This window comes from Streptomyces sp. NBC_00104 (assembly GCF_045160825.1).
Taxonomy (GTDB): Bacteria; Actinomycetota; Actinomycetes; order Streptomycetales; family Streptomycetaceae; genus Streptomyces.
Genome location: NZ_CP108215.1, coordinates 5676309 through 5700035, shown reverse-complemented (window position 1 = coordinate 5700035; position 23727 = coordinate 5676309). Strand labels below are relative to the sequence as shown.

Here is a 23727-nt window from a genome sequence, read left to right as displayed (position 1 = left end):
CCTTCGTCATCCCGATGTTTCACGTGAAACCGGGTGTTTCACGTGAAACATCCCTACGAGCGAGCAATCCCCCGCACAACTAGCGCAGCTCCTTCGGCAGCGTGCGCTCCGCGTTCACCCGCTCCACGCGCTCCAGCTCGCCCCACACGATGTACCGGTACCGGGACGTGTAGACGGGCGTGCAGGTGGTGAGGGTGATGTATTTGCCGGCCTTCTTCTTGCCGGACTCCTTGGGGATGTTCGAGAGGACCTTGACGTTGTACTTCGAGGTCTCGGCGAGGGTGTCGTAGACCTTGTAGACGTACCAGTTGTCACGGGTCTCGAAGACGATCGAGTCGCCCTTCTCGAGCTTGTCGATGTTGTGGAACTTCGCGCCGTGGCCGTCGCGGTGGGCGGCCAGGGTGAAGTTGCCGTCCTTGTCGGAGGCGGGGAGGGTCGCCTTGACCGGGTTGGTGTAGTAGCCGGCGACGCCACCGTTGAGGATCTTGGGCGAGGTGCCCTTCTTCACCAGGACCTCGCCGCTCTTCATGGCGGGGACGTGCAGGAAGCCGATGCCGTCCTTGGTGTCCAGGGCGCCCGGGCTGTCGTCCGACGCCCAGGTGTCGCGGACCTTGTTCGCTTCCTTGTCCGCCTCGCGGTCGGCGAGCACGTTCGTCCACCACAGCGAGTAGACGACGAAGAGACCGAGCACCAGGCCCGCCGTGATGAGGAGTTCACCGAAGACACTGACCGCCATGGCGATCCGGCTCATGCCGCGGCGCCGCGGCGCGGTCTCGGGCGCGTCCGTCTTCTCTTCGGTGCCGTCGGTGGTCACTGCCACAGTTCTTCCGCCCTTGGTCGAGCCCCTACTGGACGAGCGCGTCGGGCTTCCCCTCGCTGCGCGGCCGTTCCTCCACCATCTTGCCCCACACGATCATGCGGTACTTGCTCGTGAACTCCGGCGTGCACGTGGTCAGCGTGATGTAGCGACCCGGTTGGGTGAAACCCGATCCCGGGGGCACGGGCTCGAGCACGCTGACGTTCGACGGCGGTGTCACCGGCAGGATCGAGGCCATGTCGTAGACGTAGTACGTGTCCTGCGTCTCCACGACGATCGGGTCGCCCGGCTTGAGCCGGTTGATGTAACGGAAGGGTTCACCATGGGTGTTGCGGTGGCCCGCGACGCCGAAGTTGCCCGTCTTGTCCCCAGGCATCGCCGTCTTGATGCTGTTCTCGTCGTAGTGCCCGACCATCCCGCGGTCCAGGACTTTCGACTTGTTGATGCCCTCGGCGATCGGCACGACGACGTCCAGCTTCGGAATGTGGAGGATCGCGAAGCCCTGCCCGGGCTCGAACGCGCCCGGCGCGCGCTTGCCGCTCTTCCACTCCTCCTGAAGGCTCGTCGCCTCCCGGCCCGCCTGCTGGTGCGCCCGGATGTTCGACCACCAGAGCTGGTAGGTGACGAACAGCAGCATCACCACACCGGTCGTGATGAACACCTCGCCGATGACCCGGCTGGCGATCACTCCCGCGCTGGGCTTCCGCGCCCGCGCCGCCCGTCGCGCCTCGATCCGGGAGCGAGGCGATGTCCGCCCGTCCTCCTCTAAGGCCTCCTCGGGCCCCTGAGCGGCTCCGGAGCCCGCGTGGGCTCCCGGGGAGCCCCCGTGTCTCCCGTGCCGTCTCGCGGCCTTACGGCGGGCCGCACGGCCTCCGGGAGCCGGGGGCGCGGGTATCGGCTCGACCGCGGCGGCTATACGCCGCGCCTCCTCGACCCGGAGCGCCACGGTCTCCTCGTCGATCGGAGGGTGCTCCTGGGCGGTGTCCATCGAGGTGCCCTCATGGACGCCCGCCACTTCATAGGCCTCGTACAGACCTCCGTACGGGGCCTGGGGACGTGGCTCGTAGGCCTCGTACGGCTCGAACGACGGCTCCGCGTACGGCTGCTGCTGCGCATACCAGTCGCCCTGGGCGTACTGCGGGGCCTGCTGGGCGGCCCACTGCTGGGGCTCGGCCGGGTCACCGAAGGGCGCGCCCGGCTGGAAGGCCTCCGCCTCGAACGACTCGGCGCCCCCGTACGCGGCCTCGCCGCCGTAGGGGGCACTCTCGCGCTCGGGGCGCAGTGCCGTCACGCCGTGGCCCTGCCCACCACGGGGGCGAGCCCCGTCGACCTCGCCACGGCCCCTTGGTCGCCGCACTCCGCCAGCCAGTTGGCCAGCATGCGGTGGCCGTGCTCGGTGAGCACCGACTCGGGGTGGAACTGCACACCCTCGACGGGCAGTTCACGATGCCTCAGGCCCATGATGATCCCGTCGTGGGTGCGCGCCGTGACCTCCAGCTCGGCCGGCACGGTGGTCGGCTCGGCGGCCAGGGAGTGGTAGCGGGTCGCGGTGAAGGGGGTGGGCAGGCCCGCGAAGACGCCCTTGCCCTCGTGCTCCACCAGTGACGTCTTGCCGTGCAGCAGTTCGGGCGCGCGGTCGACGACACCGCCGTACGCCACCTGCATGGACTGCATGCCGAGGCAGACGCCGAAGACGGGGACACCGGTCGCGGCGCAGTGGCGGACCATGTCGACGCAGACGCCGGCCTCCTCGGGGGTACCCGGCCCGGGGGACAGGAGCACACCGTCGAAGCCGTCCTGGGCGTGCGTGGTCGCCACCTCGTCGTTGCGCAGCACCTCGCACTCGGCGCCCAGCTGGTACAGGTACTGGACCAGGTTGAAGACGAAGCTGTCGTAGTTGTCGACGACGAGGACCCGGGCGGGTCGGGCGGCACTCACTGGTCGTTCACCGTCACATCGTTGAAGGGGAGCAGGGGCTCCGCCCAGGGAAAGACGTATTGGAAGAGGACGTAGACGACGGCCAGGGTCAGCACGATGGACATCAGCGCCTTCAGCCACGCGTTACCCGGCAGATGTCGCCAGATCCAGTCGTACATGCCGTCCCTTCCTTCACACCACCGCACCGGACTCACGCCGTACCGTCACCAGACTAACGGCGCAGTGCCTCCGGTTTCCCTGACTCCACAGGCTGCGTGGATTCCAGATGGCCCCAGACGATGAGCCGATGGCTGTGTCCCCACTCCGGGTCGCACGTCGTCAACGTCAGATAGCGCCCCGCGCGCGTGAACCCCGACTTCGTCGGCACGGGGTCGATGACCTGGACGTCCGTGGGCAATGTCCGATAGGGGCCCTTGTCGATGACGTACGTGAACCAGTCCGCCCCGTCGCTCAGGACGACCGCGTCGCCGCGGCGCAGCTTGGGAAAATCTTTGAAGGGGTCGCCGTACGTACGGCGGTGGCCGGCGACCGCGAAGTTCCCCTTCTGTCCCAGCTGCGCGGTGTTCGCGTAGTGCCCGAGCCCTTTCTGGAGAGTGTCCGTCTTCGTGCCCTCGAGGACGGGCTTGTTCCACGTGGAACCAAGACGAGGGATGTACATGAGGGCGAAGGGCTTGCCGTCCTCGTACGGGGCGGGCGGCTCCGGAGCGGCCGAGGCGCCCGGACCTGACGTCGGTCTCACCGGCTGCTTCGCCCACTGGTCCTGAAGCAGGTCGACCTGGTGGTCCATCTCGGTGTCGGCCTTCACCCCGGTCCAGAACAGCACGTAGACGACGAAGAGCACGATCAGGGTCCCGACGGTGATGCAGAGTTCGCTGACGGTCCTCACGATCACGCGCACCGACACGGGTCCCCCGGCTGCCGTTACTCCACGGGCTTCGCGTACTTCAGATCCACTGTGCCCGAGTAGCCGGGAAGAGTCACCGGCCCGTCCTCGGTGACTTTCCAGCCCAGGCCGTAGACGTTGACGTACACCATGTAGTTCTGGATCGCCTCGCTCTCGGCGAGTGCCTTCTGCAGCTTCTCCGGGTCACCGACCGCCTGGATCTTGTACGGGGGTGAGTAGACGCGGCCCTGGAGGATCAGGGTGTTGCCGACACAGCGGACGGCACTGGTGGAGATCAGCCGCTGGTCCATGACCTTGATGCCCTCGGCGCCGCCCAGCCACAGGGCGTTCACCACGGCCTGCAGGTCCTGCTGGTGGATGACCAGGTAGTCGGGCTGGGGCTCGGGGTAGCCGGGGAGCTTGGCGGTGGCGTCCGGCGGGGCGTCGTCGAGGGTGACCGTGAGTGCCTCGCCCTTGAGCTTCTGGGTGCCGGCGTTCTTCTCCAGTGCCTTGAGCCGGGCGTCCTCGGCGTCGGTGCTGCCGTCGTCCCGCTCGGCGAGGGCCTCGACGTCGTCCCGGAGCACCGCGTTGGACTCGTCGAGCTGCCCGTTCTTGTGGCTGCGTTCCTGGATCAGGTCGGAGAGCTTCAGCAGCGAGGCGTCCGTACGGATGTTGGTGCCCTTGGCCGTGTCGAAGCTGGTGAAGAAGATCAGCCCGGCGAGGGCGAAGACCCCGACGGTGAGCACCCGCATGGGGCGGACACCGCCTCGGGAGGAGGTGTCGCCGTTTCGGGCGGTGGGGTCGGAGCCCGTCCCGGAGGAGTCGCCGGACCCGGCTTCCGGGGAGGTGCCGGAACCGGCCTCGGGGGAGTCGGCTGAATTGCTCAACGTACCCTTATCTCCTTAGGCGCCACGGAAGCACTACGCTAACGGACGCCCGGGGGAGCATTCAGTGTCCCCTTGTACGCTGCCCCGGAGCCCGCCACACTTCCCTGCGCGGCCACGCAGCGCATCGACAGGAGAGACCCTCGTGCCGAAGTCACGTATCCGCAAGAAGGCCGACTACACGCCGCCGCCGTCCAAGCAGGCCACGAACATCAAGCTGAACAGCCGCGGCTGGGTGGCTCCGGTCATGCTGGCCATGTTCCTCATCGGGCTGGCATGGATCGTCGTCTTCTATGTGACCGACGGTTCGTTGCCGATCGACTCGCTCGGTAACTGGAACATCGTCGTCGGCTTCGGCTTCATCGCCGCCGGATTCGGCGTCTCGACCCAGTGGAAGTAGTGGTCTCGGCTCAGTGGAGGTAGCCCTCCCCAGAGCTGTCCACGGAGTTATCCACAGGTGTTTTCCACAGTGGGGAAAAAGAACGACGATCTGTGGATAACTCACTGGGCGTTGACGCCGGTATGACTGACCTACCGGCACACGCAAACATGTTCGCCCCCTGCCTGACCTGCGAAAACACAGGTGAGCGACAGGGGGCACACCTGTTCCCGCACCCTATGCACAAGATCCGCCACGGTCTGTGGACAACAGTGCTGTAACGGTGCCGACCGAGCGCCGAACCGGTGACGGTCCGACATCACCTCAGGTCAGCTGCGCGGTCCTGATCACCGTCATGGCGACCACGGCGGCCAGTACCAGAGCGCATGCGCCGTACTGGATCAGCGCCCGCCGCTCGCGCGGTGCGTGCACCATCGCGTAGCCGATCAGCACACCGCCGACGAGGCCGCCGACGTGGGCTTCCCAGGCGATGTTGAACATCGGGCTGAAGGTGAAGATCAGGTTGATCACCAGCAGGATGATCAACGGGCGCATGTCGTACTTGAGGTGGCGCATGAGGACGCCGGTGGCACCGAAGAGACCGAAAATGGCGCCGGAAGCACCGAGGGACCGTTCGGTCGGCGCGGCAAGCAGGTAGGTGAGGGCGCTGCCGGCGAGGCCGGAGGCGAAGTAGAGCGCCAGATAGCGGGCTCGGCCGAGGGCCGCCTCCAGAGGACCACCGATCCACCACAGGCTGAGCATGTTGAACAGGATGTGCGTGACGCTTCCGTGCAGGAACATCGACGTCACCAGCCGGTACCACTGGCCTTCCGCGACGCCCTGGAGCGAGGAGCCCAGTTCCGGGACCCAGTCCCTCCCGATGAGGTAGAACCGGTCGGTGAAGGTGTCGCCCGCCGCCATCTTCACCAGGAAGAGCACGAGATTCACGCCGACCAGGATCTTGGTGAGGAGCCGGGGGTCGGTGGCGACCGTGCCGCCCGCGAGGGTGCGTGGAGCGGAGGCGGAGGGCGCGTGGCCCGTGCCGGAGCCGCCGCGGACGCATTCGGGGCACTGGAAGCCGACGGAGGCGCTCACCATGCACTCGGGGCAGATGGGGCGCTCGCAGCGGGTGCAGCGGATACCCGTCTCGCGGTCCGGGTGCCGGTAGCAGGTGGGCAGGCTCCGCGCGTCCTGCGGGCTGCTCGGCGCCTGGTCCATGGATCCCCTCCATGTCGTGTGTGCAACACATCGCCCCGCCCATCCTTACGGATGAGCGGGGCGATTGGTTCCCTTCGGGACCTTGTGAACCTTTCGGGTCCGGCCTCACGGTGGACCCGGCGTGCTCGGCCCTCGCGGTGAACCCAGGAGGGCTCAGCCCTGGCGGGTCTCGACGACGACGGACTCGATGACCACGTCGTTGACCGGGCGGTCGGTGCGCGGGTTGGTCTGGGCCCCGGCGATGGCGTCCACGATCTTCTGGCTGGACGCGTCGACGACCTCACCGAAGATGGTGTGCTTGCGGGTCAGCCACGCCGTCGGGGAGACGGTAATGAAGAACTGTGACCCGTTGGTGCCCGGGCCCGCGTTGGCCATGGCCAGCAGGTAGGGCTTGTCGAAGGCGAGGTCCGGGTGGAACTCGTCCGCGAACTGGTAGCCGGGACCACCGGTGCCGTTACCCAGCGGGTCACCGCCCTGGATCATGAATCCACTGATCACCCGGTGGAAGACCGTGCCGTCGTAGAGCTTGTCCGTGGACTTCTGGCCGGTGGCCGGGTTGGTCCACTCACGCTCGCCCTGGGCGAGCTCGACGAAGTTACGGACCGTCTTGGGCGCGTGGTTCGGCAGCAGCCGCACCTCGATGTCGCCATGGTTGGTCTTCAGGGTGGCGTACAGCTGCTCTGCCACGATCTGCCTTCCGTTGTCCTCTGTGACTCCCCCGATCCTCGCACGGCCGACGCCGTCCGTCCCCCGACGCCCACGCTCTCGGTACTGCGGGCGCACGGAAAACCGGTCGAGTACCCCCGGTACCGGCGCGCTTCGCGGCGATCCGTGGCATTGTCGGCACTGTCGTGGACAAGTTCCCGTTGCCCCGCATTCATCCCCTATTGCACGTGACCGGATTCATGAGCGGCTCCTGCTCGATGATCAGCCGGAGTCGGCGCCCATGACCCGGATGCCCGCCCGCACATGCCTCGGAGCGCTCCGGGAGGCATGATCCCCAAAAGGGTGGAAAGTCGAATTACGTACGCCACCGAGGAGGAGGATCCCGTGACCCGCATTGACAGCATGCGCGCCGCGACCGGCTCGGCAAAGGACAGCGTGCTGCACGCCGCGGAAGTGGTGGCGCCCTACGCCGACACGGCCAAGGACAAGGCCTCGCACTACGCGCAAGAGGCACGCGTACGACTCGCGCCGAAGGTGTCGCAGGCCGCGGAACAGGCACGCGTCCAGTACGGCGCCCATGTCGTCCCGCGCTTGGAACAGGCCCGCACACATGTACCGCCGAAGGTGGACCACGCGGCCCACGAAGCCGCCGTCCGCACCCGTAAGGCGGCCCGCCAGGCCGCCGACTACTCCCGTCCACGCATCGAGCAGGCCGTGGCCGCCGCCGGCCCCGTCCGCGAGGAGGCCACCGCCCGCAGCGTCGCGGCGCTGGCCGCACTGCGCGGGCAGGTCTCGCCCCAGCAGATCCAGAAGCTGGTCCGCAGGCAGCAGCGTCGCGCGAGGGCCGGCCGAGCCTTCAAGGGCCTGGCCGTCCTGGGCGTCGTGGCCGGCGGCGCCTTCGCCGCCTGGAAGTGGTGGGACAAGCAGGCCAACCCCGACTGGCTGGTCGAGCCCCCCGCCGCGACCGAGGTCTCCGACCCCGGTCATCTGTCCTCCGTCGACGGCAGTGGCCAGTCCGCCCTCGACCCCGAGGTCCAGGCCAAGCAGGCCGAGGACGAGGCCGCCGACCGCGACAACCGCCGCTGAGAACCGGCAGCCGAGGTCACTTTTCCGAGGCCGCCGACGTCCCAGGCCGCGTCCCCTCTCGGCTCGGCCTTGCCCGAGAGCGCGTCCGACAGGACACCTTTCAACAGCCCTGTGGGGCAGAAGACTTGGAGGTCTTCTGCCCCACAGGGCTGTTTCACGTGAAACGTCCCAGCCTCCAGGCGCACTGCAACCCCACCGCCCGGAATGTATTGGTCCGATTGCGAAGGGTGACGTACACATCCCGCCGAGCGCGGGCGTGATCCAGGCCACTGGTTTCGCATATGCGCACGTCGACACGCGCCACCGGCCGTCGCCCCGTTACAGCGGGCCTCCCTGCACGAAGTGCACAGATAGCGATCGCGACGAGGTTCATCTGAAGCGTCACCGACGACCTCGGCGATGGAGGCAGAAAAAAGGCCGGGTCGGATGTCCTACGACATCCGACCCGGCCGATCCGCTGTGGAGCCTAGGGGAGTCGAACCCCTGACATCTGCCATGCAAAGACAGCGCTCTACCAACTGAGCTAAGGCCCCGAAAGGGAAGCACCCACCCGGAAGAACCGACCACCGGGGGGCTTCGCAGACCAGAGTACCGGGTCACCCCCGGGATCTCGCAAAAAGATTGGGGGTCCCCGTGAACGACCACTCTCCGTAAGATGCTCGTCGTGGTTCGCTACAGCGAACCACGGTATTTGGGGAAGCGATGGGGAGACGCAATGGACGCCGCACAGCAGGAAGCGACCGCAAGAGCCCGGGAGCTGCAGCGGAACTGGTACGGAGAGCCGTTGGGGGCGCTCTTCCGTAGGCTCATCGAGGACCTGGGTCTCAACCAGGCCCGTCTCGCGGGGGTGCTGGGTCTGTCGGCACCGATGCTGTCGCAGCTGATGAGCGGTCAGCGTGCCAAGATCGGCAACCCGGCAGTGGTCCAGCGGGTGCAGTTGCTGCAGGACCTGGCGGGGCAGGTCGCGGACGGCAGCGTGAGCGCTGCCGAGGCGACCGAGCGCATGGACGAGATCAAGAAGTCACAGGGGGGATCGGTGCTCAGCAACACCACGCAGTCGACGACGAGTTCGGGGGCGCCCACGGTCAAGCGGGTCGTCCGCGAGATCCAGTCGCTGCTTCGCTCGGTGGCGGCCGCGGGCGACATCATCGAGGCGGCGGACACCCTCGCCCCGACCCACCCGGAACTGGCAGAGTTCCTCCGGGTGTACGGCGCGGGCCGCACCTCGGACGCGGTGGCGCACTACCAGTCCCACCAGAACTGAGCCCAAGGCCCGGTCCCCGAAAGGGGGTTCGGCGACCGGGCCGAAGCCGAAGCGGGGGACGAGGGGTCTGTAGGCCCCTCGTGAGCCACGGAGACGTGGACGTAGGCTCCAGAAGAGTCGGCAAGTACAGCGGAGCAGAGCGGTAGGGGGCAGAGGCGGGGAACAAGCTCCGAGGGGAGCCGGGCACGTGCGTGCCGGCTCCGCGGAGGGCGGCGCGAGCGCCGTGTCCTCCGCCGACGGGCAGCCAAAGGGGGGGAGCCGAAGGGGGAACGACGCACAGCCATGGGTGAGGTCTTCGCCGGCCGGTACGAACTGGTCGACCCGATCGGGCGCGGGGGAGTCGGCGCGGTCTGGCGCACCTGGGACCACCGCCGCCGCCGCTATGTGGCCGCCAAGGTCCTGCAACAGCGTGACGCGCACGCCCTGCTGCGCTTCGTCCGCGAGCAGGCCGTACGGATCGACCATCCTCATGTGCTCGCGCCCGCCAGCTGGGCGGCCGACGACGACAAGGTCCTGTTCACCATGGACCTGGTGGCCGGAGGCTCCCTGGTCAACCTTGTCAACGACTACGGTCCCCTTCCGCCCTCCTATGTCTGCGGCCTGCTCGACCAACTGCTGTCCGGTCTCGCCGCCGTACACGCCGAGGGCGTCATCCACCGTGACATCAAGCCCGCCAACGTGCTGCTGGAGGCCACCGGCACGGCTCGGCCCCGCCTGCGCCTGTCCGACTTCGGCATCGCCATGCGCCTGGGCGAGCCCCGCCTGACCGAGACCAACTACGTGGTGGGAACGCCGGGTTACTTCGCCCCCGAGCAGATGCTGGGCGCAGACCCGGATTTCCCGGCCGACCTCTTCGCGGTGGGTCTCGTCGCCCTGTACCTCCTGGAGGGCGCGAAACCCGACGCCAAGGCCCTCATCGAGCACTTCGCCGCCCACGGCACACCGAACGCCCCGCGAGGCATTCCCGAACCGCTGTGGCAGGTCATCTCCACGCTGCTCCAGCCGGACCCCAGCGCCCGCTTCCGCACCGCCACAGGCGCTCGCAAGGCCCTCGCCGCGGCCGTCGAGCTCCTGCCCGATCCGGGGCCCGACGACGAGTTGGTGGAGGTCTTCGACCAACTCGGCCCACTTCCCAAGGGATTCGCCCTCGAAGGCCCCCTGCAGAGGGCATCGGGGCTGGACAAGACGGGCACGGGCACGAGTCCCGGCGGCACGTCCTCCCCGGCCTCCGGACCGACGGCGGACGCTCCTTCCAACTTCCCCGGCCGGCACGCCCCTTCATCGGCTCCGGCTCCCGCTGTGTCTTCGGCTCCCGCCGTGTCTTCGGCTCCCGCCTCGTCCCCGTCCACTGCGTCGCCGCCCTCACCTCCCTCGCCCTCCGGCGCGGACGCGACACCACCGCCGCCTCACCATCCGCCCGCCTACAGCCCGCCGCCCCAGAACCTGCCGCCCCAGCCCGGGGCGGGCACCGCACTCCCGGCACCGCACACAGACGCCGTGCCTCAGCCGCCGTACACGGGCTCCATATCGCCGCCCCCCATGCCCACCAACGCCCCGCCCCAGACCGGCTCCACCGGCACCGGCACCGGTGCCGGGCAGTGGTCCCAGGATTCCGGCACCCTGTCCTCGCCACCTTCGGCGTCTTCGACGCACACCGGTCACATATCGCCCGAGTCGCCCCCCGCCGCCGCACCACCTCGGCCCGAACGCGCTCCCGTACCGCCGCAGCCGTCCACGATGTCGGACACCGGCAGTTTCCATCTGCCGCCGCCCCAGGTACTCGCCGCCCACACACCCTCGCGACAGGCGGAACAGCAGCACGCCCCCGGCCTGGGCAACCCACAACACCAGCCCGAGCAGCAGGCCGCTCCCCCCGCCGCGGCGCCCGTCCAAGCCGCTCCAGCGCAACACCCCGAACCCGCGCATGTGCCCTCCCCCCAGCCTCACCCGTCGCTGGGCCTCTCTCAGGCCCCGACCGCCGCGGCGCAGCAGCACGTGTACGCCTCTACTGGTTCATACACCGCTCGTCCACCGCAGGTTCCACGTCGGTCGAGGGCACTTCCCCGGCGCCGTCCGGGCCCGCCCGTCAAGGTGGTCGTACCGGTCCTGCTGATCGCACTGGCCTGCTTCGCGGTGGGGTTCTGGGCACTGAGCCGGCTCTGATCCTGCTCACCGGTGCCCACTGACGCCCTCGGCGCATCCGTGTCTGTCCGGCCTTCCCTCCGGCGGCGCTCGCCAGCCGCATCAGCCGCATCAGCCGCATCAGCCGCATCAGCCGCATCAGCCGCATCAGCCGCGACAACGACCTCGAAGAACAACCGGGCATGGGCCAGTACCTGCCACGCCCGCTGCCGGCTCGGCCGGGACCCGTCGCCCACCCATCGTCCCCACCGATGCCCAGCCCCAGTGCGGCCGATCGTCCTACCGCCCCCGGGACGCTCCATGCCGCCCCCGGGGAGCCGCAGCGGGCCTCAGCCGTTCCGGCTCCGCGTCGACGGGCGCCCGCCTGCGCGCCACGAGTGTCCACACCAGGAGCACGAGCACCAGCAGGCTCCCGGTGCCGATGCCACCCGCCGCGACGACCGTCATGGCGAGACGCTGATCTCCGGCGCCCGAGGAGTCGCCGGAGCCCTCCCCTGCGCCGGACGTCTCCGCGTCCCCACCGCCGCCGTCCCCCGCGCCGTCCAGCGTGTCCCCCGTGGCCCCGCTCTCCGCGGCCTCCTGGTCCTCCCCGGTGACCTCGAAGACCCCCCGCGGCTCGGAAGCACCCAGATATCCCGGCCCGGCGCCGGCCTCTCCCTCCAGCCGCACCCGCAGGGTCAACCCGAGAGGCTCCTCTCCGAACCGGTCGGCGACCGATGTCCCGAGGTGCAGTGCCAGGTAGTACCAGCCGGCGAACCGCATCCCGCTCACCTCGTCGTCGAGCGAGGAACGGTTCTCGTACGCGACAGGCGGGAGCGGGTCCAGACTGGCGGAGCGTTGTTCGCCCCCGTAGTTGGCGGTCCTGTCGTCCACGAAGCCACGTACGGGGTTGTAGAGCGACATGACGAACGCGTTCCCCACGTATCCGTCCCCACCCGTCGTGCTGCCCAGTTCGGCGGTGGCGTAGAGCTGCTGCCCCCAGCCGACGGGCACCTTGTAGAAGAGCGTCTCTCCGGCTCTGATCCCGGCCTCGTCCTGCCAGACACCCTGTGCCACGGGGCTCGCCGTGGCGAAGCCGCTCCCGCCGCGACGACTCTCGGGATCACCGGACAGACCCTCGGGCGATGCGGAGTTCCAGCTCTGAGGGGCGCTCGTCGGACCCCCCTTCGTCACCGCGGGCTCCGACACGAAGCCGAGCTCCAGCCCCCACTCCTCCGACGAACCCTCCGAGGGGGAGCCCGTCACCGCGCCGGAAGCCGAGCCCGTACTCGTCCCCGTACCGGTTCCCACGGCCGTGCCGACCCGTTCGACGACGACGTAGAACACCCCGGCCCCCTGGCACATGTACTCGTCGCTGCCGACCTCGCGCGAGGCCCAGGCGGTGACAGGGTGTGCGCTGCGGGTCGGTCCGAAGCGGGCGGTCTCGTAGGAGCAGCGATGTGCGTCGGCGTCCTGCAGGGACACCCTGACACCGTCCGCGGAGGCGACCGCGGCTCCCGCCGCGGGTACGGCCGTCGCCGAGACGTACGCGTTGGCCGCGGCGCCGAGATCGAGGCGGTAGTAGAGCTTGTCCCCCGGGCCGATGGAACTCCGGTAGGTCTCGCCGGCCGCCAGCCGTACGGCTCCGGTGCTGCTCGTGGCGCCCTCGACCGTCGTCGCGCCCTCGGCGTAGGCGTACGGGGTGAGCGTGTCGGCCGCCACGGCGGATGGGATCGCCGCCGTCGTCGCGCACAGGGCCGCTCCCACGGCTGCCGCAGCTCGCCACCAGACCGTGCGCCGCCCCATCACGCGCCACCCCTCGTCGTAGACCGTGATTCCGAAGCCCCGGCTCAGTGGTCGCGGCGCCGAACGCGCCCATCCTGCCGGGCAGCGGGCGCCGATGCCTGCCTTCCTGGGAACAAGCGGCCGGAAACGGCCTCTACGCAGACCTCGACTTTGCTGTCGCAAGCACGTCGTTCGCCAAGGCGAATCCAAGCTCGATGGCAGGCGCCCACATGTCCGAGACGATGTGGCCGATGCGCCCGAGCGACACAAAACCCCGACCGCGAGCGCGGCCGGGGTCTGCTCTGAGACTGATGTCTATGGTCACGAACCCGTGGGCACGGAGTCAGTCGCCTCCGTCCACAGATCCTGCTCGGCGCGATCCGCCTGGATCTGGCGGTACACGAGGAGCCCGCCGATGGCGGCCAGTGCGACCAGGAGAAGCTTCTTCACCGCGCGACCTCGTCTTTCCTTGACGTAGGGGACCTCTGGCGCCCGACTATACACACCGACCGATACCGATCGGTGACCTGCGTCGACCCCTCAACTCCCGTGGGGAAGACCGCAGTAGAACCGGACTCTGCTCTTCCGATCGCAACTTCATCACACAGGTCCATCACATCACGCACACCTCGACGGACCCATAGCTTCCCCCAGGCGCACACCCGGTCTCGCCCCCCTTTCCCCTGCCTCTCCTTCCCTTCCGGCGACTTCCGGCGACTTCCTGCGGCTTCCTGGAACCCTCCGGCCCCCTTGCGCCCGTCCGAGTGGTGTTCATCCGAAGATCGACGCGCCGCGGGCGTCGGTCCTCGGTTTCGGAGCCCACATACACATCATGAGGAAAGTACGCAAATCGCCCGACCCGAAAGTGAGGGGCCATGGCCCAGAACAAGGTCATGAAGCTGTGGACCGCCATCGTCACCGCCTTCCTCGCGCTGTGCACGGCGCTCGGACTCATCACGACCACGGCGTCGGCCGCGGTACCGCGGACCGAGACCACCCGCAACGGCGCCGCCCTCACGACGGCGCCGGCGACGTCCCTTCCGGCCCGCCCCCACGACCGCGCACTGCCCCCCACGATGAAGCAGCGCATCCGCGCCGAGGCCCACGGCTCCTCACCCTCCTGCCGCCACCACACGGCCCTGCACACAGCCACGGGCACCGCCTTGGACACCGCCACGAACGTCACCGACCCGGCCATCGCCCCGGACGCCCCTCTCCCACAGGCAGAGCATCCATTCGCACCCCTCCAGCGCTGATCCCCGGTCGGAAGACACTCACCCAGTGGCGATCTTGCGTACGACGCCCAGGAGAAGACCGTGAACGACGAAGACCCTCAGCCGATACACGGCTGAGGGTCTTCTTGCTGGTGGAGCCGCGGAAGATCGTTCTTCAGCCTTGCGAAGCCCCCCGGACGATCAGTCCTGGGAATCCTGGCGCCCCTGCGCGCGGCGAACATCGAACAGCGGATCACAGACGGTGGCCGTGGCAGGGTCGAGGCGTGGGTCGTACCCCTGATGCACCCGGGGATCGGTGTGGCTGCACGCGGTGGTCGTGGTGGCTTTCGTCCAGGTGCTGGAGGCGACGGGGCCGCCGGTGAGGGGAGCAACTCGCCATTTCCATGTCCTTGTTGGCGGACCAGGAGACGGTCGTCCTGCGGGCTTTGGTGCTCTTGGAGCGGGCCGTGTGTGTCACTGGTGTGCTTCGACGGATCGATCTTGCGGACACCGTCCAGGAGGACGCGGACGCCCTCGGTCCGCACGGGGAAGCCGTAGAACGAGGTGTTCTCGTAGAACGTCCGCCTGTGGACGTTGATCGAGCAGGTGACGTCGACGGCTGCAGCCTGCTGAGCGGTGACCAGCAGGCTGCCCAGACGACGGCGGAGTGGCAGCTCCAACCGGGCGCCAGGTCCGCTCCTGGGGCACGGAGCCGTCAGAGCGGGTTGAGGCGGGCCTTGAGCAGGCAGAACTCATTGCCCTCGGGGTCAGCGAGGACGTGCCACTGCTCCTCGCCGGTCTGGCCGATGTCAGCCGGGCGCGCCCCGAGCTTCAGGAGGCGTTCGAGCTCGGCATCCTGGTCACGGTCGGTGGCGTTGACGTCGATGTGCAGCCGGGACTTGCCCGGCTCCGGCTCGTCCCTGCGGCTGAGGATGATCGTCGGCTGCGGGCCGCCGAACCCTTCGCGCGGCCCGATCTCGAAGCAGTCGTCCCCCTCGCGGTCGAGCACGACGAAGTCCAGGACCTCGCACCAGAACCGCGCCAGCACCTCGGGGTCGCGGCAACCGAGCACGAGCTCACTGATACGACATGCCATTGACGAAACCTACTCTCAGCGTGGGAACTGCCGGTGCGGCCGCGCGCGGAGCTCCTGGGCTCCCCACAGTGGACGCGCGCTCGAGACCGTACCGGCCGAGGCGAGTGGGTGCGAAGGCTTTTCGGGAGCCTCGCAGCCTCAGCCCACCCCCTTCCCCAGCTACCGTTCCCCGCACCGAGAGCCACACGGTCGGCGAAGAGATCCTGACGCGCAACGTCGCGCCTTCCTGGTCGACATGCCCGAGGTCAGCCGGACAAGGCAAGCCGTGGAACGCCCCCTGACCCGGTAGCGCGTCAGGGCCGTCGGGCTGGTCCCCAAGCTTCCCAAGACCAAGTAGTCACGGGCGGTGTGCTCCCGCTGCCGGAGTTCTGCGCCCGTGCCCCGGAAGAGCGCCAGGAGCTTCAGGAGGTGGAGCGGAAGATCGCCGGTGGCCACGGGTCGCACGAGCCTGAAGGTGCATCCCAAGTCGCTCATGCGATCCCCCGTCACGATGCTCACCGAGCTTCTGGAAGATCCACTCATCGGCTGATGTCAGCCATGGACGGCAAAGACCTCCTACTCATGTGAGTAGGAGGTCTTTTCGCTGGTGGGGCTAACAGGATTTGAACCTGTGGCCTCATCCTTATCAGGGATGCGCTCTAACCAACTGAGCTATAGCCCCGCCGCGCTCTGCGGTGTGTGTCCCGCGCGCTGACTCCTGAAGATTAGCGCACGACGTGGGCAGTCCCAAAATCGATACCTGGAGGGGGTCCGTGACGCGGTGGGGCGTCGTCACTCGTCCTCGGCGAGCGTCAGCTCGATGCCGCCCACGAAGCCCGCGGAGAGGTTGTAGATGAAGGCGCCGAGGGTGGCGAGGGCGGTGGCGAGGACGACGTCGATGACCGCGATGATCGTGGTGAAGATCAGCACGTTGGGCAGCGACAGGAACGACTGCAGATCGAATCCGTTGGACTCGTTCGAGCCGGTGGCCTCGGAGATCGTGGCGCCGACCGTGGAGAAGACGCCCATCGCGTTCATGACCATCCACAGCACCGCGGCCGCCACGACCGTGCAGATGCCGAGAGCGATGGAGAGCAGGAAGCTGACCTTCATCACCGACCACGGGTCGGCCTTCGCCACCCGCAACCGGGCCTTGCGCGTACGAGGCGTCGTGCGCGCTCCCGTACGCGGCTTGCGGGACGAACCCTCCGGAGCCGGCTGGTAGGCCTGCGGCGGGTGGTACGGGCCCGCCTGCTGCTGCGACTGCCGCTCACCGGGCAGCGCGGAGCCACCGGCCTGCGCCGGAGCCTGGGCGTGGGGCTGAGGCTGGGGCGGCGCCGAAGCCTGGCGGCCGGGCCCTCCCGGAGCCGCGGCCGGAGTGCCCGGCGCGGGCTGCTGGGTCTGCGGACCACGGGTGTCCGTCACGGTTCCCCCCTGGGGTCCAGACTTCTCGGGCGACGTCTCGGCCGAGTCGGTCGCGCTCGGCTTGATCGCTTTCAGTTGGGTCGTGTGCGTGTCCATCGCACGCGCGGCGGAGCCACGGCCGCCGCCGTCCGCCTCCGACCCGGTCGAAGTGCCGGCCGAAGTACCGGACGATCCGGCGCCCGTGGCTCCGCTCACGCTGACTCACTCCTCGTGCTACTCGGACGAGGGCGCCTCACCCTCGTCCGTACCGGTCGTCGCGGCACCCTCGGCGGTCTCGTCCACGGCGTCGTCGCCGTCGACCTCCTCCGCCTCCCGCCCTGCCTCGGCGTTACGAGCGATGCCGACCACGGCATCGCGCTTGCCCAGGTTGATCAGTTGGACGCCCATGGTGTCACGGCCGGTTTCCCTGATCTCGTTGACTCGCGTACGAATCACACCGCCCGACAGCGTGATGGCGAGGATCTCGTCGGTCTCCTCGACCACCAGCGCGCCGACGAGCGAACCGCGGTCCTCGACGATCTTGGCGGCCTTGATGCCGAGGCCGCCGCGACCCTGGACGCGGTACTCGTCGACGCCGGTCCGCTTCGCGTACCCACCGTCTGTGGCAGTGAACACGAACGTACCGGGTCGAACAACATTCATCGAGAGCAGCTCGTCCCCCTCACGGAAACTCATGCCCTTGACACCCGAGGTGGCACGGCCCATGGGCCGCAGTGCCTCGTCCGTCGCCGTGAAGCGGATCGACTGTGCCTTCTTGCTGATCAGAAGGATGTCATCCTCTGCCGATACGAGTTCGGCTCCGATCAGTTCGTCATCAGAACCGTCCTCCTTCTCACGGAGGTTGATCGCGATGACGCCGCCGGAACGGGGCGAATCGTAATCCTTCAGAGGCGTCTTCTTCACAAGACCGCCCTTGGTGGCGAGCACCAGGTAGGGCGTGGCGTCGTAGTCGCGGATCGCGAGGATCTCGGCGATCGCCTCGTCCGGCTGGAAGGCCAGCAGGTTGGCGACGTGCTGTCCACGCGCGTCACGTCCGGCGTCCGGCAGCTCGTACGCCTTGGCCCGGTAGACGCGGCCCTTGTTGGTGAAGAACAGCAGCCAGTGGTGGGTCGTGGACACGAAGAAGTGGTCGACGATGTCGTCTTCCTTGAGCTTCGTGCCGCGCACGCCCTTGCCGCCGCGCTTCTGCGCCCGGTAGTCGACCGCCTTGGTCCGCTTGACGTAACCGCCGCGCGAGACGGTGACGACGATGTCCTCCTCGGCGATGAGGTCCTCGATGGACATGTCACCGTCGTAGGGCACCAGCATCGTCTTGCGGTCGTCGCCGAACTTCTCGACGATCGCGGCGAGTTCCGCGCTGACGATCCCGCGCTGGCGGACGGGGGAGGCGAGGATCGCGTTGTACTCGCGGATCTTGGCCTGGAGTTCGTCGTGCTCCTGGATGATCTTCTGGCGTTCCAGGGCGGCCAGTCGGCGCAGCTGCATCTCGAGGATGGCGTTGGCCTGGATCTCGTCGATCTCCAGGAGCTCCATCAGGCCCGTGCGCGCGATGTCGACGGTGTCGCTGCGCCGGATCAGCGCGATGACCTCGTCGATGGCGTCCAGGGCCTTCAGCAGGCCGCGCAGGATGTGCGCCCGCTCCTCGGCCTTGCGCAGCCGGAACTTCGTACGGCGGACGACGACCTCGATCTGGTGCGTCACCCAGTGGCGGATGAACGCGTCCAGCGAGAGGGTCCGGGGCACGCCGTCGACCAGCGCCAGCATGTTGGCGCCGAAGTTCGTCTGCAGGTCGGTGTGCTTGTACAGGTTGTTCAGCACGACCTTGGCGACCGCGTCGCGCTTCAGGACGATGACCAGGCGCTGGCCCGTACGAGACGACGTCTCGTCGCGGACGTCCGCGATGCCGCCGATCTTGCCGTCCTTCACCAGGTCGGCGATCTTCTGCGCGAGGTTGTCCGGGTTGACCTGGTAGGGGAGTTCCGTGACCACCAGGCACTGGCGGTTCTGGATCTCCTCGACCTCGACGACCGCGCGCATCGTGATGGAGCCGCGGCCCGTGCGGTAGGCCTCCTCGATGCCCTTGCGGCCGACCACCAGGGCGCCGGTCGGGAAGTCGGGGCCCTTGATGCGCTCGATCAGCGCGTCCAGGAGCTCCTCGTGGGAGACCTCGGGGTTCTCCAGGTACCACTGGGCACCGGACGCGACCTCGCGGAGGTTGTGCGGCGGGATGTTGGTCGCCATGCCGACCGCGATACCGGCCGAGCCGTTGATCAGCAGGTTCGGGAAACGTGCCGGGAGGACGGTCGGCTCCTGGGAACGGCCGTCGTAGTTGTCCGTGAAGTCGACGGTGTCCTCGTCGATGTCACGGACCATCTCCATCGACAGCGGCGCCATCTTGCACTCGGTGTAGCGCATGGCCGCCGCCGGGTCGTTGCCCGGAGAGCCGAAGTTGCCGTTGGAGTCCACCAGCGGCATCCGCATCGACCACGGCTGCGCGAGGCGGACCAGCGCGTCGTAGATCGAGGAGTCGCCGTGCGGGTGGTAGTTGCCCATGACGTCGCCGACGACGCGGGCGCACTTGTAGAAGCCCTTCTCGGGCCGGTAACCGCCGTCGTACATGGCGTACAGGACACGGCGGTGGACGGGCTTGAGACCGTCCCGTACATCGGGCAGCGCACGCGACACGATGACGGACATCGCGTAGTCCAGGTACGAGCGCTGCATCTCGGTCTCGAGCCCGACGGGCTCGATGCGCACGGTCGTCTCGCCGGCCTCTTCAGGCGTGAGGGGGGTGTTCTCGTCGGCCATTGCTGGTGGGGATCCTTCCTGGTGCGGTCAGCTGAGACCGACTCAGATGTCGAGGAAGCGGACGTCCTTGGCGTTGCGCTGGATGAACTGGCGCCGGGCCTCGACGTCCTCGCCCATGAGGACCGAGAACAGCTCGTCGGCCTGGGCGGCGTCGTCGAGCGTGACCTGGCCGAGGACGCGGTGGTCCTGGTCCATGGTCGTGATGCGCAGCTCCTCGGCGTTCATCTCGCCGAGACCCTTGAAGCGCTGGATCGAGTCCTCCCTGACGCGCTTGCCGTTCTGTCGGCCGAGCTCGATCAGGGCGTCGCGCTCGCGGTCCGAGTAGGCGTACTCGAAGTCGTCGCGGCCCCACTTGATCTTGTAGAGGGGGGGACGCGAGAGGAACACGTGTCCGGCCTCGACCAGCGGCCGCATGAAGCGGAAGAGGAAGGTCAGCAGCAGGGTGTTGATGTGCTGGCCGTCGACGTCGGCGTCCGCCATCAGGATGATCTTGTGATAGCGGAGCCTGGAGATGTCGAAGTCCTCGTGCACACCCGTGCCGAAGGCGGAGATCAGCGCCTGGATCTCCTGGTTCTGCAGGATCTTGTCGATCCGCGCCTTCTCGACATTGAGGATCTTGCCGCGGATCGGGAGGATCGCCTGGTACTGCGGGTTACGGCCGGACTTGGCCGAGCCGCCGGCGGAGTCACCCTCGACGATGAAGATCTCGCACTTGATGGGATCGTTCGACTGGCAGTCGCTCAGCTTGCCCGGCAGGGACGCCGTCTCCAGCAGGCCCTTGCGACGGGTGAGGTCACGGGCCTTGCGGGCCGCCACGCGCGCGGTGGCCGCCTGGATGGACTTGCGGATGATGTCCGCGGCCTCGACCGGGTTGCGGTCCAGCCAGTCCGTGAGGTGCTCGTGCACGACCTTCTGCACGAAGGTCTTCGCCTCCGTGTTGCCCAGCTTGGTCTTGGTCTGGCCCTCGAACTGCGGCTCGCTCAGCTTGATCGAGATGATCGCGGTCAGACCCTCGCGGATGTCGTCACCCGTGAGGTTGTCGTCCTTCTCCCGCAGCAGCTTCTTGTCGCGCGCGTAGCGGTTGATCAGACCGGTCATCGCGGCGCGGAAGCCCTCTTCGTGCGTACCGCCCTCGTGCGTGTGGATGATGTTGGCGAAGGAGTAGACACCCTCGCTGTAACCACTGTTCCACTGCATGGCGACCTCGACGGACAGGAGCTTGTCCTTGTCCTCGGCCTCGAAGTCGATGACGGACGGGTGAACCGCCTCTCCCTTACGGGAGTTGAGGTGCTTCACGAAGTCGACGATGCCGCCCTCGTAGTGGTACGAGACGGTCTTGACCTCGTGCTTCTCGTCCTCGCCGGCCTCGTCCGCACCGGCCGTGGCCTTCGCGGACTCGCGCTCGTCCGTGAGGTTGATGGTCAGACCCTTGTTGAGGAACGCCATCTCCTGGAAGCGCCGCGAGAGCGTCTCGAAGGAGTAATACGTGGTCTCGAAGATGTCGGCGTCGGCCCAGAAGGTCACCGAGGTACCGGTCTCCCCGGTGGCCTCGTGCTTGGCCAGCGGTGCCGTCGGAACGCCCAGCTTGTAGTCCTGGGTCCAGCGGTGGCCGTCGGTCTTGACCTCGACGGTGACCCTGCTGGACAGGGCGTTCACCACGGAGACACCGACACCGTGCAGACCGCCGGAGACCGCGTAGCCGCCGCCGCCGAACTTGCCGCCCGCGTGCAACACCGTCAGCACGACCTCAAGGGCCGGCTTCCCCTCGGAAGGGACGATGCCCACCGGGATGCCGCGGCCGTTGTCGACGACCCGGACGCCGCCGTCGGCGAGGATCGTCACACTGATGGTGTCGGCGTGGCCGGCCAGCGCCTCGTCGACGGAGTTGTCGACGACCTCCTGCACCAGGTGATGCAGCCCACGCTCACCGGTCGAGCCGATGTACATGCCGGGCCGCTTGCGGACCGCGTCCAGCCCTTCGAGGACGGTGATGGCACTGGCGTCGTACGAGGCTGTGACCTCGCCGTTGGCGCCGGCGCCGGTGGACGGGATGTTCTCGTTGGGGTTGCCGGAATCGGCCACGAAGCGCCCTTTCTGGCACAGCACAAGCCCGGCTCCCGGCGGGTTTGCCGGAGCGGCTGCGGCATGTTGCGGTGGAAGCCTTTGTCAGCGGTGAACAGTGTTTCCGTAGCGGTCCCCACGAATGGGGCGGGATTAGCTTCCAGTCTACCGGTAGCGCCGACCGTGATGGGGGTTTGCCGGTACCTGAGTCCGCATGTGCCGCCCTGAACCGGTCTCTCCCGACTCCCCATATGCGGAGCGGGGCTCCAAGAGGCTCACAGCGGCACTCAGCGCTTCCGGGTGTCAACCCTTTGCTACTCCCGGGTCAGGTCGACGTTCGCAACCGCATGCGAGCGTCCGCGCCGGAGCGCACCGTCGTCCGCAGACCCTCGAAGGACGCCCGGTCACGAGCGCGGAGGCGCCCGGAAATGTGACTACGGTCACCCGTAGGTATCGCCGGGACCGGTGCTTCCCGGGGCGCGCAGGGGCCCGTAGCGTCGAGCGGCTCCGCCGGGGCCGTGGACCTTGAGCAGCCGCACGGTGCCGTGGCCGAGGTCCTCGTTGAGCCGGGCGACGAGCTGAGGGGCGAGCAGCCGGACATTCGTCGCCCACGCCGTCGAGTCGCACCGCACGTGCAGGACCCGCTCGTCCTCGTCGTACCGCTCCGGTACGCATCGTCTCGCCAGGTCGTCGCCGACGATCTGCGGCCAGCGACCCATCACCCCGCCGACGGCGGCCGGCGTCTCCCAGCCCCGCTCGGTGATCAGGCGGTTGATCGCGGGGCCGAGGGGCATCGGGTCACGGCCGTCGGCACGCGCGCCGGAGCGCAGCCCGCCACCGCGCCTGGCCTGCTTCTGCTGCTGGGTGGCCTCGCCTCGCGCGCGTGCCGCTTCCTTCGCGGCGCGCAGCGCCACGCGCGCGAGGTCCACGCCGGAGGGCTCGGGAGGCTTCTGGGCTCCCTCGGATCCGCTCATGCGCGCTCCACCGTCCCGTCGGCCACGGAGTACCGCGTCTCCGTCAGTACGTCCGGTACGTCGTCGTCGACGGCTGCGGTCACCAGGACCTGCTCGCCCGGCGCGACCAGCTCCGCCAGGCGCTCCCGCCGACGAGCGTCCAGCTCGGCGAAGACGTCGTCGAGGATCAGCACCGGCTCGTTGCCCTCGGCCCGCAGCAGGTCGTAGGAGGCGAGCCGCAGGGCCAGGGCGTACGACCAGGACTCGCCGTGGGAGGCGTACCCCTTGGCGGGCAGCTGCCCGAGTTTGAGCATCACATCGTCCCGATGAGGGCCTACAAGGGTGACGCCCCGCTCGATCTCCTGCTTGCGGCTCTCGGCGAGGGCGGCCATCAGCTGCTCGTACAGCTCCTCACGCGCGTGGCCGACGATGCCGGGCGAGGAGGGCTTGTACTCCAGACTCACCGGGCCGCCGCCGGGTGCCAGTTGCTCGTACGCCTTGTCGGCGAGCGGCTGGATCGAGGCGACCAGGTCCAGGCGCTGGGCGAGCAACTCGGCTCCCACGCGCGCGAGGTGCTGGTCCCACACGTCGAGCGTGGACAGGTCCATGGAGCGGCCGCCGTGCCGACGGGCCAGCGCGGCCGTCTTGAGGAGGGTGTTGCGCTGCTTGAGGACCCGCTCGTAGTCCGAGCGCACGCCCGCCATCCGCGGAGCCCGCGCGGTGATCAGCTCGTCGAGGAAGCGCCGCCGCTCACCGGGGTCGCCCTTGACCAGCGCGAGGTCCTCCGGCGCGAACAGCACCGTCCGCACGATGCCGAGCACATCACGCGGTCTGACCTGCGACGACCTGTTGATACGCGCCCGGTTCGCCTTGCCGGGGTTCAGCTCCAGCTCGATCAGCTGCTGCCGCTCGCCCTGCCGCACCTGCGCGCGGATCACCGCCCGGTCGGCGCCCATGCGGACGAGTGGCGCGTCCGACGACACCCGGTGGCTTCCGAGGGTCGCGAGATAGCCGACCGCCTCGACCAGGTTCGTCTTGCCATGCCCGTTGGGGCCCACGAACGCGGTGACGCCCGGGTCGAGCGGGACCTCGACCCGGGCGTACGAGCGGAAGTCGGCCAGCGACAGATGCGTGACGTGCATGGTCGGGT

General features: G+C 68.5%; 21 protein-coding genes and 2 tRNA genes. 5 read left to right on the top strand and 18 right to left on the bottom strand.

All coding sequences use genetic code 11. The features are described from left to right. Window positions 1-79: 79 nt before the first annotated feature. The 6 genes from OG272_RS25120 to OG272_RS25095 are packed head-to-tail and all read right to left on the bottom strand — an operon-like array spanning window position 80 to window position 4525. Window positions 80-820: a class E sortase gene (locus tag OG272_RS25120; protein WP_326580567.1), complete on the bottom strand. Its 741-nt coding sequence runs from the start codon at window positions 818-820 to the stop codon at window positions 80-82. 25 nt (window positions 821-845) lie between these two features. Further along, window positions 846-2108: a class E sortase gene (locus tag OG272_RS25115; RefSeq protein WP_326580569.1), complete on the bottom strand. Its 1263-nt coding sequence runs from the start codon at window positions 2106-2108 to the stop codon at window positions 846-848. After that, window positions 2105-2755, bottom strand: coding sequence for an aminodeoxychorismate/anthranilate synthase component II (locus OG272_RS25110; RefSeq protein WP_326580571.1), 651 nt, complete (start codon window positions 2753-2755; stop codon window positions 2105-2107). Before OG272_RS25110 ends, OG272_RS25115 begins: the two co-directional genes overlap by 4 nt. Continuing rightward, complete coding sequence (locus OG272_RS25105; protein ID WP_326580573.1) at window positions 2752-2913, bottom strand: hypothetical protein; 162 nt, start codon at window positions 2911-2913, stop codon at window positions 2752-2754. The genes OG272_RS25110 and OG272_RS25105 overlap by 4 nt, the downstream gene beginning before the upstream one ends. 53 nt (window positions 2914-2966) lie before the next feature. Then, the gene (locus OG272_RS25100; RefSeq protein ID WP_326580575.1) at window positions 2967-3653 is read right to left on the bottom strand and encodes a class E sortase; all 687 of its coding nucleotides are present in this window, start codon (window positions 3651-3653) and stop codon (window positions 2967-2969) included. 23 nt (window positions 3654-3676) lie between these two features. After that, window positions 3677-4525 carry a DUF881 domain-containing protein gene (locus tag OG272_RS25095; RefSeq protein ID WP_327728781.1) on the bottom strand — a complete coding sequence of 283 codons (849 nt, stop codon included), beginning with the start codon at window positions 4523-4525 and terminating at the stop codon, window positions 3677-3679. A 142-nt stretch (window positions 4526-4667) separates the two neighbouring features. Between OG272_RS25095 and crgA the strand changes: the two genes are divergently transcribed. Beyond that, window positions 4668-4922, top strand: a complete 255-nt coding sequence (crgA, locus tag OG272_RS25090; protein WP_045558527.1) for a cell division protein CrgA — start codon at window positions 4668-4670, stop codon at window positions 4920-4922. A 303-nt stretch (window positions 4923-5225) separates the two neighbouring features. On the opposite strand, the gene OG272_RS25085 is transcribed toward crgA, so the two are convergent. Next, window positions 5226-6119 carry a rhomboid family intramembrane serine protease gene (locus tag OG272_RS25085; RefSeq protein WP_326580585.1) on the bottom strand — a complete coding sequence of 298 codons (894 nt, stop codon included), beginning with the start codon at window positions 6117-6119 and terminating at the stop codon, window positions 5226-5228. Window positions 6120-6272: 153 nt separating this feature from the next. Further along, window positions 6273-6806, bottom strand: coding sequence for a peptidylprolyl isomerase (locus OG272_RS25080; RefSeq protein ID WP_326580587.1), 534 nt, complete (start codon window positions 6804-6806; stop codon window positions 6273-6275). 363 nt (window positions 6807-7169) lie between these two features. Between OG272_RS25080 and OG272_RS25075 the strand changes: the two genes are divergently transcribed. Beyond that, window positions 7170-7871, top strand: a complete 702-nt coding sequence (locus OG272_RS25075; protein ID WP_327728782.1) for a DUF5324 family protein — start codon at window positions 7170-7172, stop codon at window positions 7869-7871. 460 nt (window positions 7872-8331) lie between these two features. Here the strand turns inward: OG272_RS25075 and OG272_RS25070 are convergent. Continuing rightward, a tRNA-Ala gene (locus tag OG272_RS25070) sits at window positions 8332-8404 on the bottom strand. 182 nt (window positions 8405-8586) lie between these two features. Here OG272_RS25070 and OG272_RS25065 point away from each other — a divergent pair. Together OG272_RS25065 and OG272_RS25060 are read left to right on the top strand one after the other, a co-directional pair. Further along, window positions 8587-9135, top strand: a complete 549-nt coding sequence (locus tag OG272_RS25065; RefSeq protein WP_033530590.1) for a transcriptional regulator — start codon at window positions 8587-8589, stop codon at window positions 9133-9135. 282 nt (window positions 9136-9417) lie between these two features. Further along, on the top strand, window positions 9418-11298 hold the full coding sequence (locus OG272_RS25060; protein ID WP_405894901.1) for a serine/threonine-protein kinase: 1881 nt from the start codon (window positions 9418-9420) through the stop codon (window positions 11296-11298). 258 nt (window positions 11299-11556) lie between these two features. Here the strand turns inward: OG272_RS25060 and OG272_RS25055 are convergent, their stop codons facing one another. Together OG272_RS25055 and OG272_RS25050 are read right to left on the bottom strand one after the other, a co-directional pair. Beyond that, complete coding sequence (locus OG272_RS25055; RefSeq protein WP_405894900.1) at window positions 11557-13062, bottom strand: hypothetical protein; 1506 nt, start codon at window positions 13060-13062, stop codon at window positions 11557-11559. Window positions 13063-13362: 300 nt separating this feature from the next. After that, a complete protein-coding gene (locus OG272_RS25050; protein ID WP_003999697.1) occupies window positions 13363-13491 on the bottom strand; it encodes a DLW-39 family protein in 129 nt (42 codons plus the stop codon). Between the two features lie 425 nt (window positions 13492-13916). On the opposite strand from OG272_RS25050, the gene OG272_RS25045 reads away from it, so the two are divergent. Next, entirely contained in the window at window positions 13917-14297 is a 381-nt protein-coding gene (locus OG272_RS25045) for a DUF6344 domain-containing protein (RefSeq protein ID WP_405894898.1), read from the top strand. 673 nt (window positions 14298-14970) lie between these two features. Here OG272_RS25045 and OG272_RS25040 read toward each other — a convergent pair. The 7 genes from OG272_RS25040 to recF form a co-directional block, all read right to left on the bottom strand. Continuing rightward, entirely contained in the window at window positions 14971-15351 is a 381-nt protein-coding gene (locus OG272_RS25040; RefSeq protein ID WP_267008962.1) for a VOC family protein, read from the bottom strand. Between the two features lie 584 nt (window positions 15352-15935). Next, window positions 15936-16012 (bottom strand) — tRNA-Ile (locus OG272_RS25035). A gap of 110 nt (window positions 16013-16122) precedes the next feature. Then, window positions 16123-16950, bottom strand: coding sequence for a DUF3566 domain-containing protein (locus OG272_RS25030; protein ID WP_327728785.1), 828 nt, complete (start codon window positions 16948-16950; stop codon window positions 16123-16125). A gap of 18 nt (window positions 16951-16968) precedes the next feature. Beyond that, window positions 16969-19563: a DNA gyrase subunit A gene (gyrA, locus tag OG272_RS25025; protein ID WP_326580696.1), complete on the bottom strand. Its 2595-nt coding sequence runs from the start codon at window positions 19561-19563 to the stop codon at window positions 16969-16971. Window positions 19564-19605: 42 nt separating this feature from the next. Then, window positions 19606-21669: a DNA topoisomerase (ATP-hydrolyzing) subunit B gene (gene gyrB / locus OG272_RS25020; RefSeq protein WP_327728786.1), complete on the bottom strand. Its 2064-nt coding sequence runs from the start codon at window positions 21667-21669 to the stop codon at window positions 19606-19608. Window positions 21670-22064: 395 nt separating this feature from the next. Then, entirely contained in the window at window positions 22065-22598 is a 534-nt protein-coding gene (locus OG272_RS25015) for a DciA family protein (RefSeq protein ID WP_327728787.1), read from the bottom strand. Further along, entirely contained in the window at window positions 22595-23719 is a 1125-nt protein-coding gene (gene recF, locus OG272_RS25010; protein ID WP_405894897.1) for a DNA replication/repair protein RecF, read from the bottom strand. The genes OG272_RS25015 and recF overlap by 4 nt, the downstream gene beginning before the upstream one ends. Window positions 23720-23727: the final 8 nt, after the last annotated feature.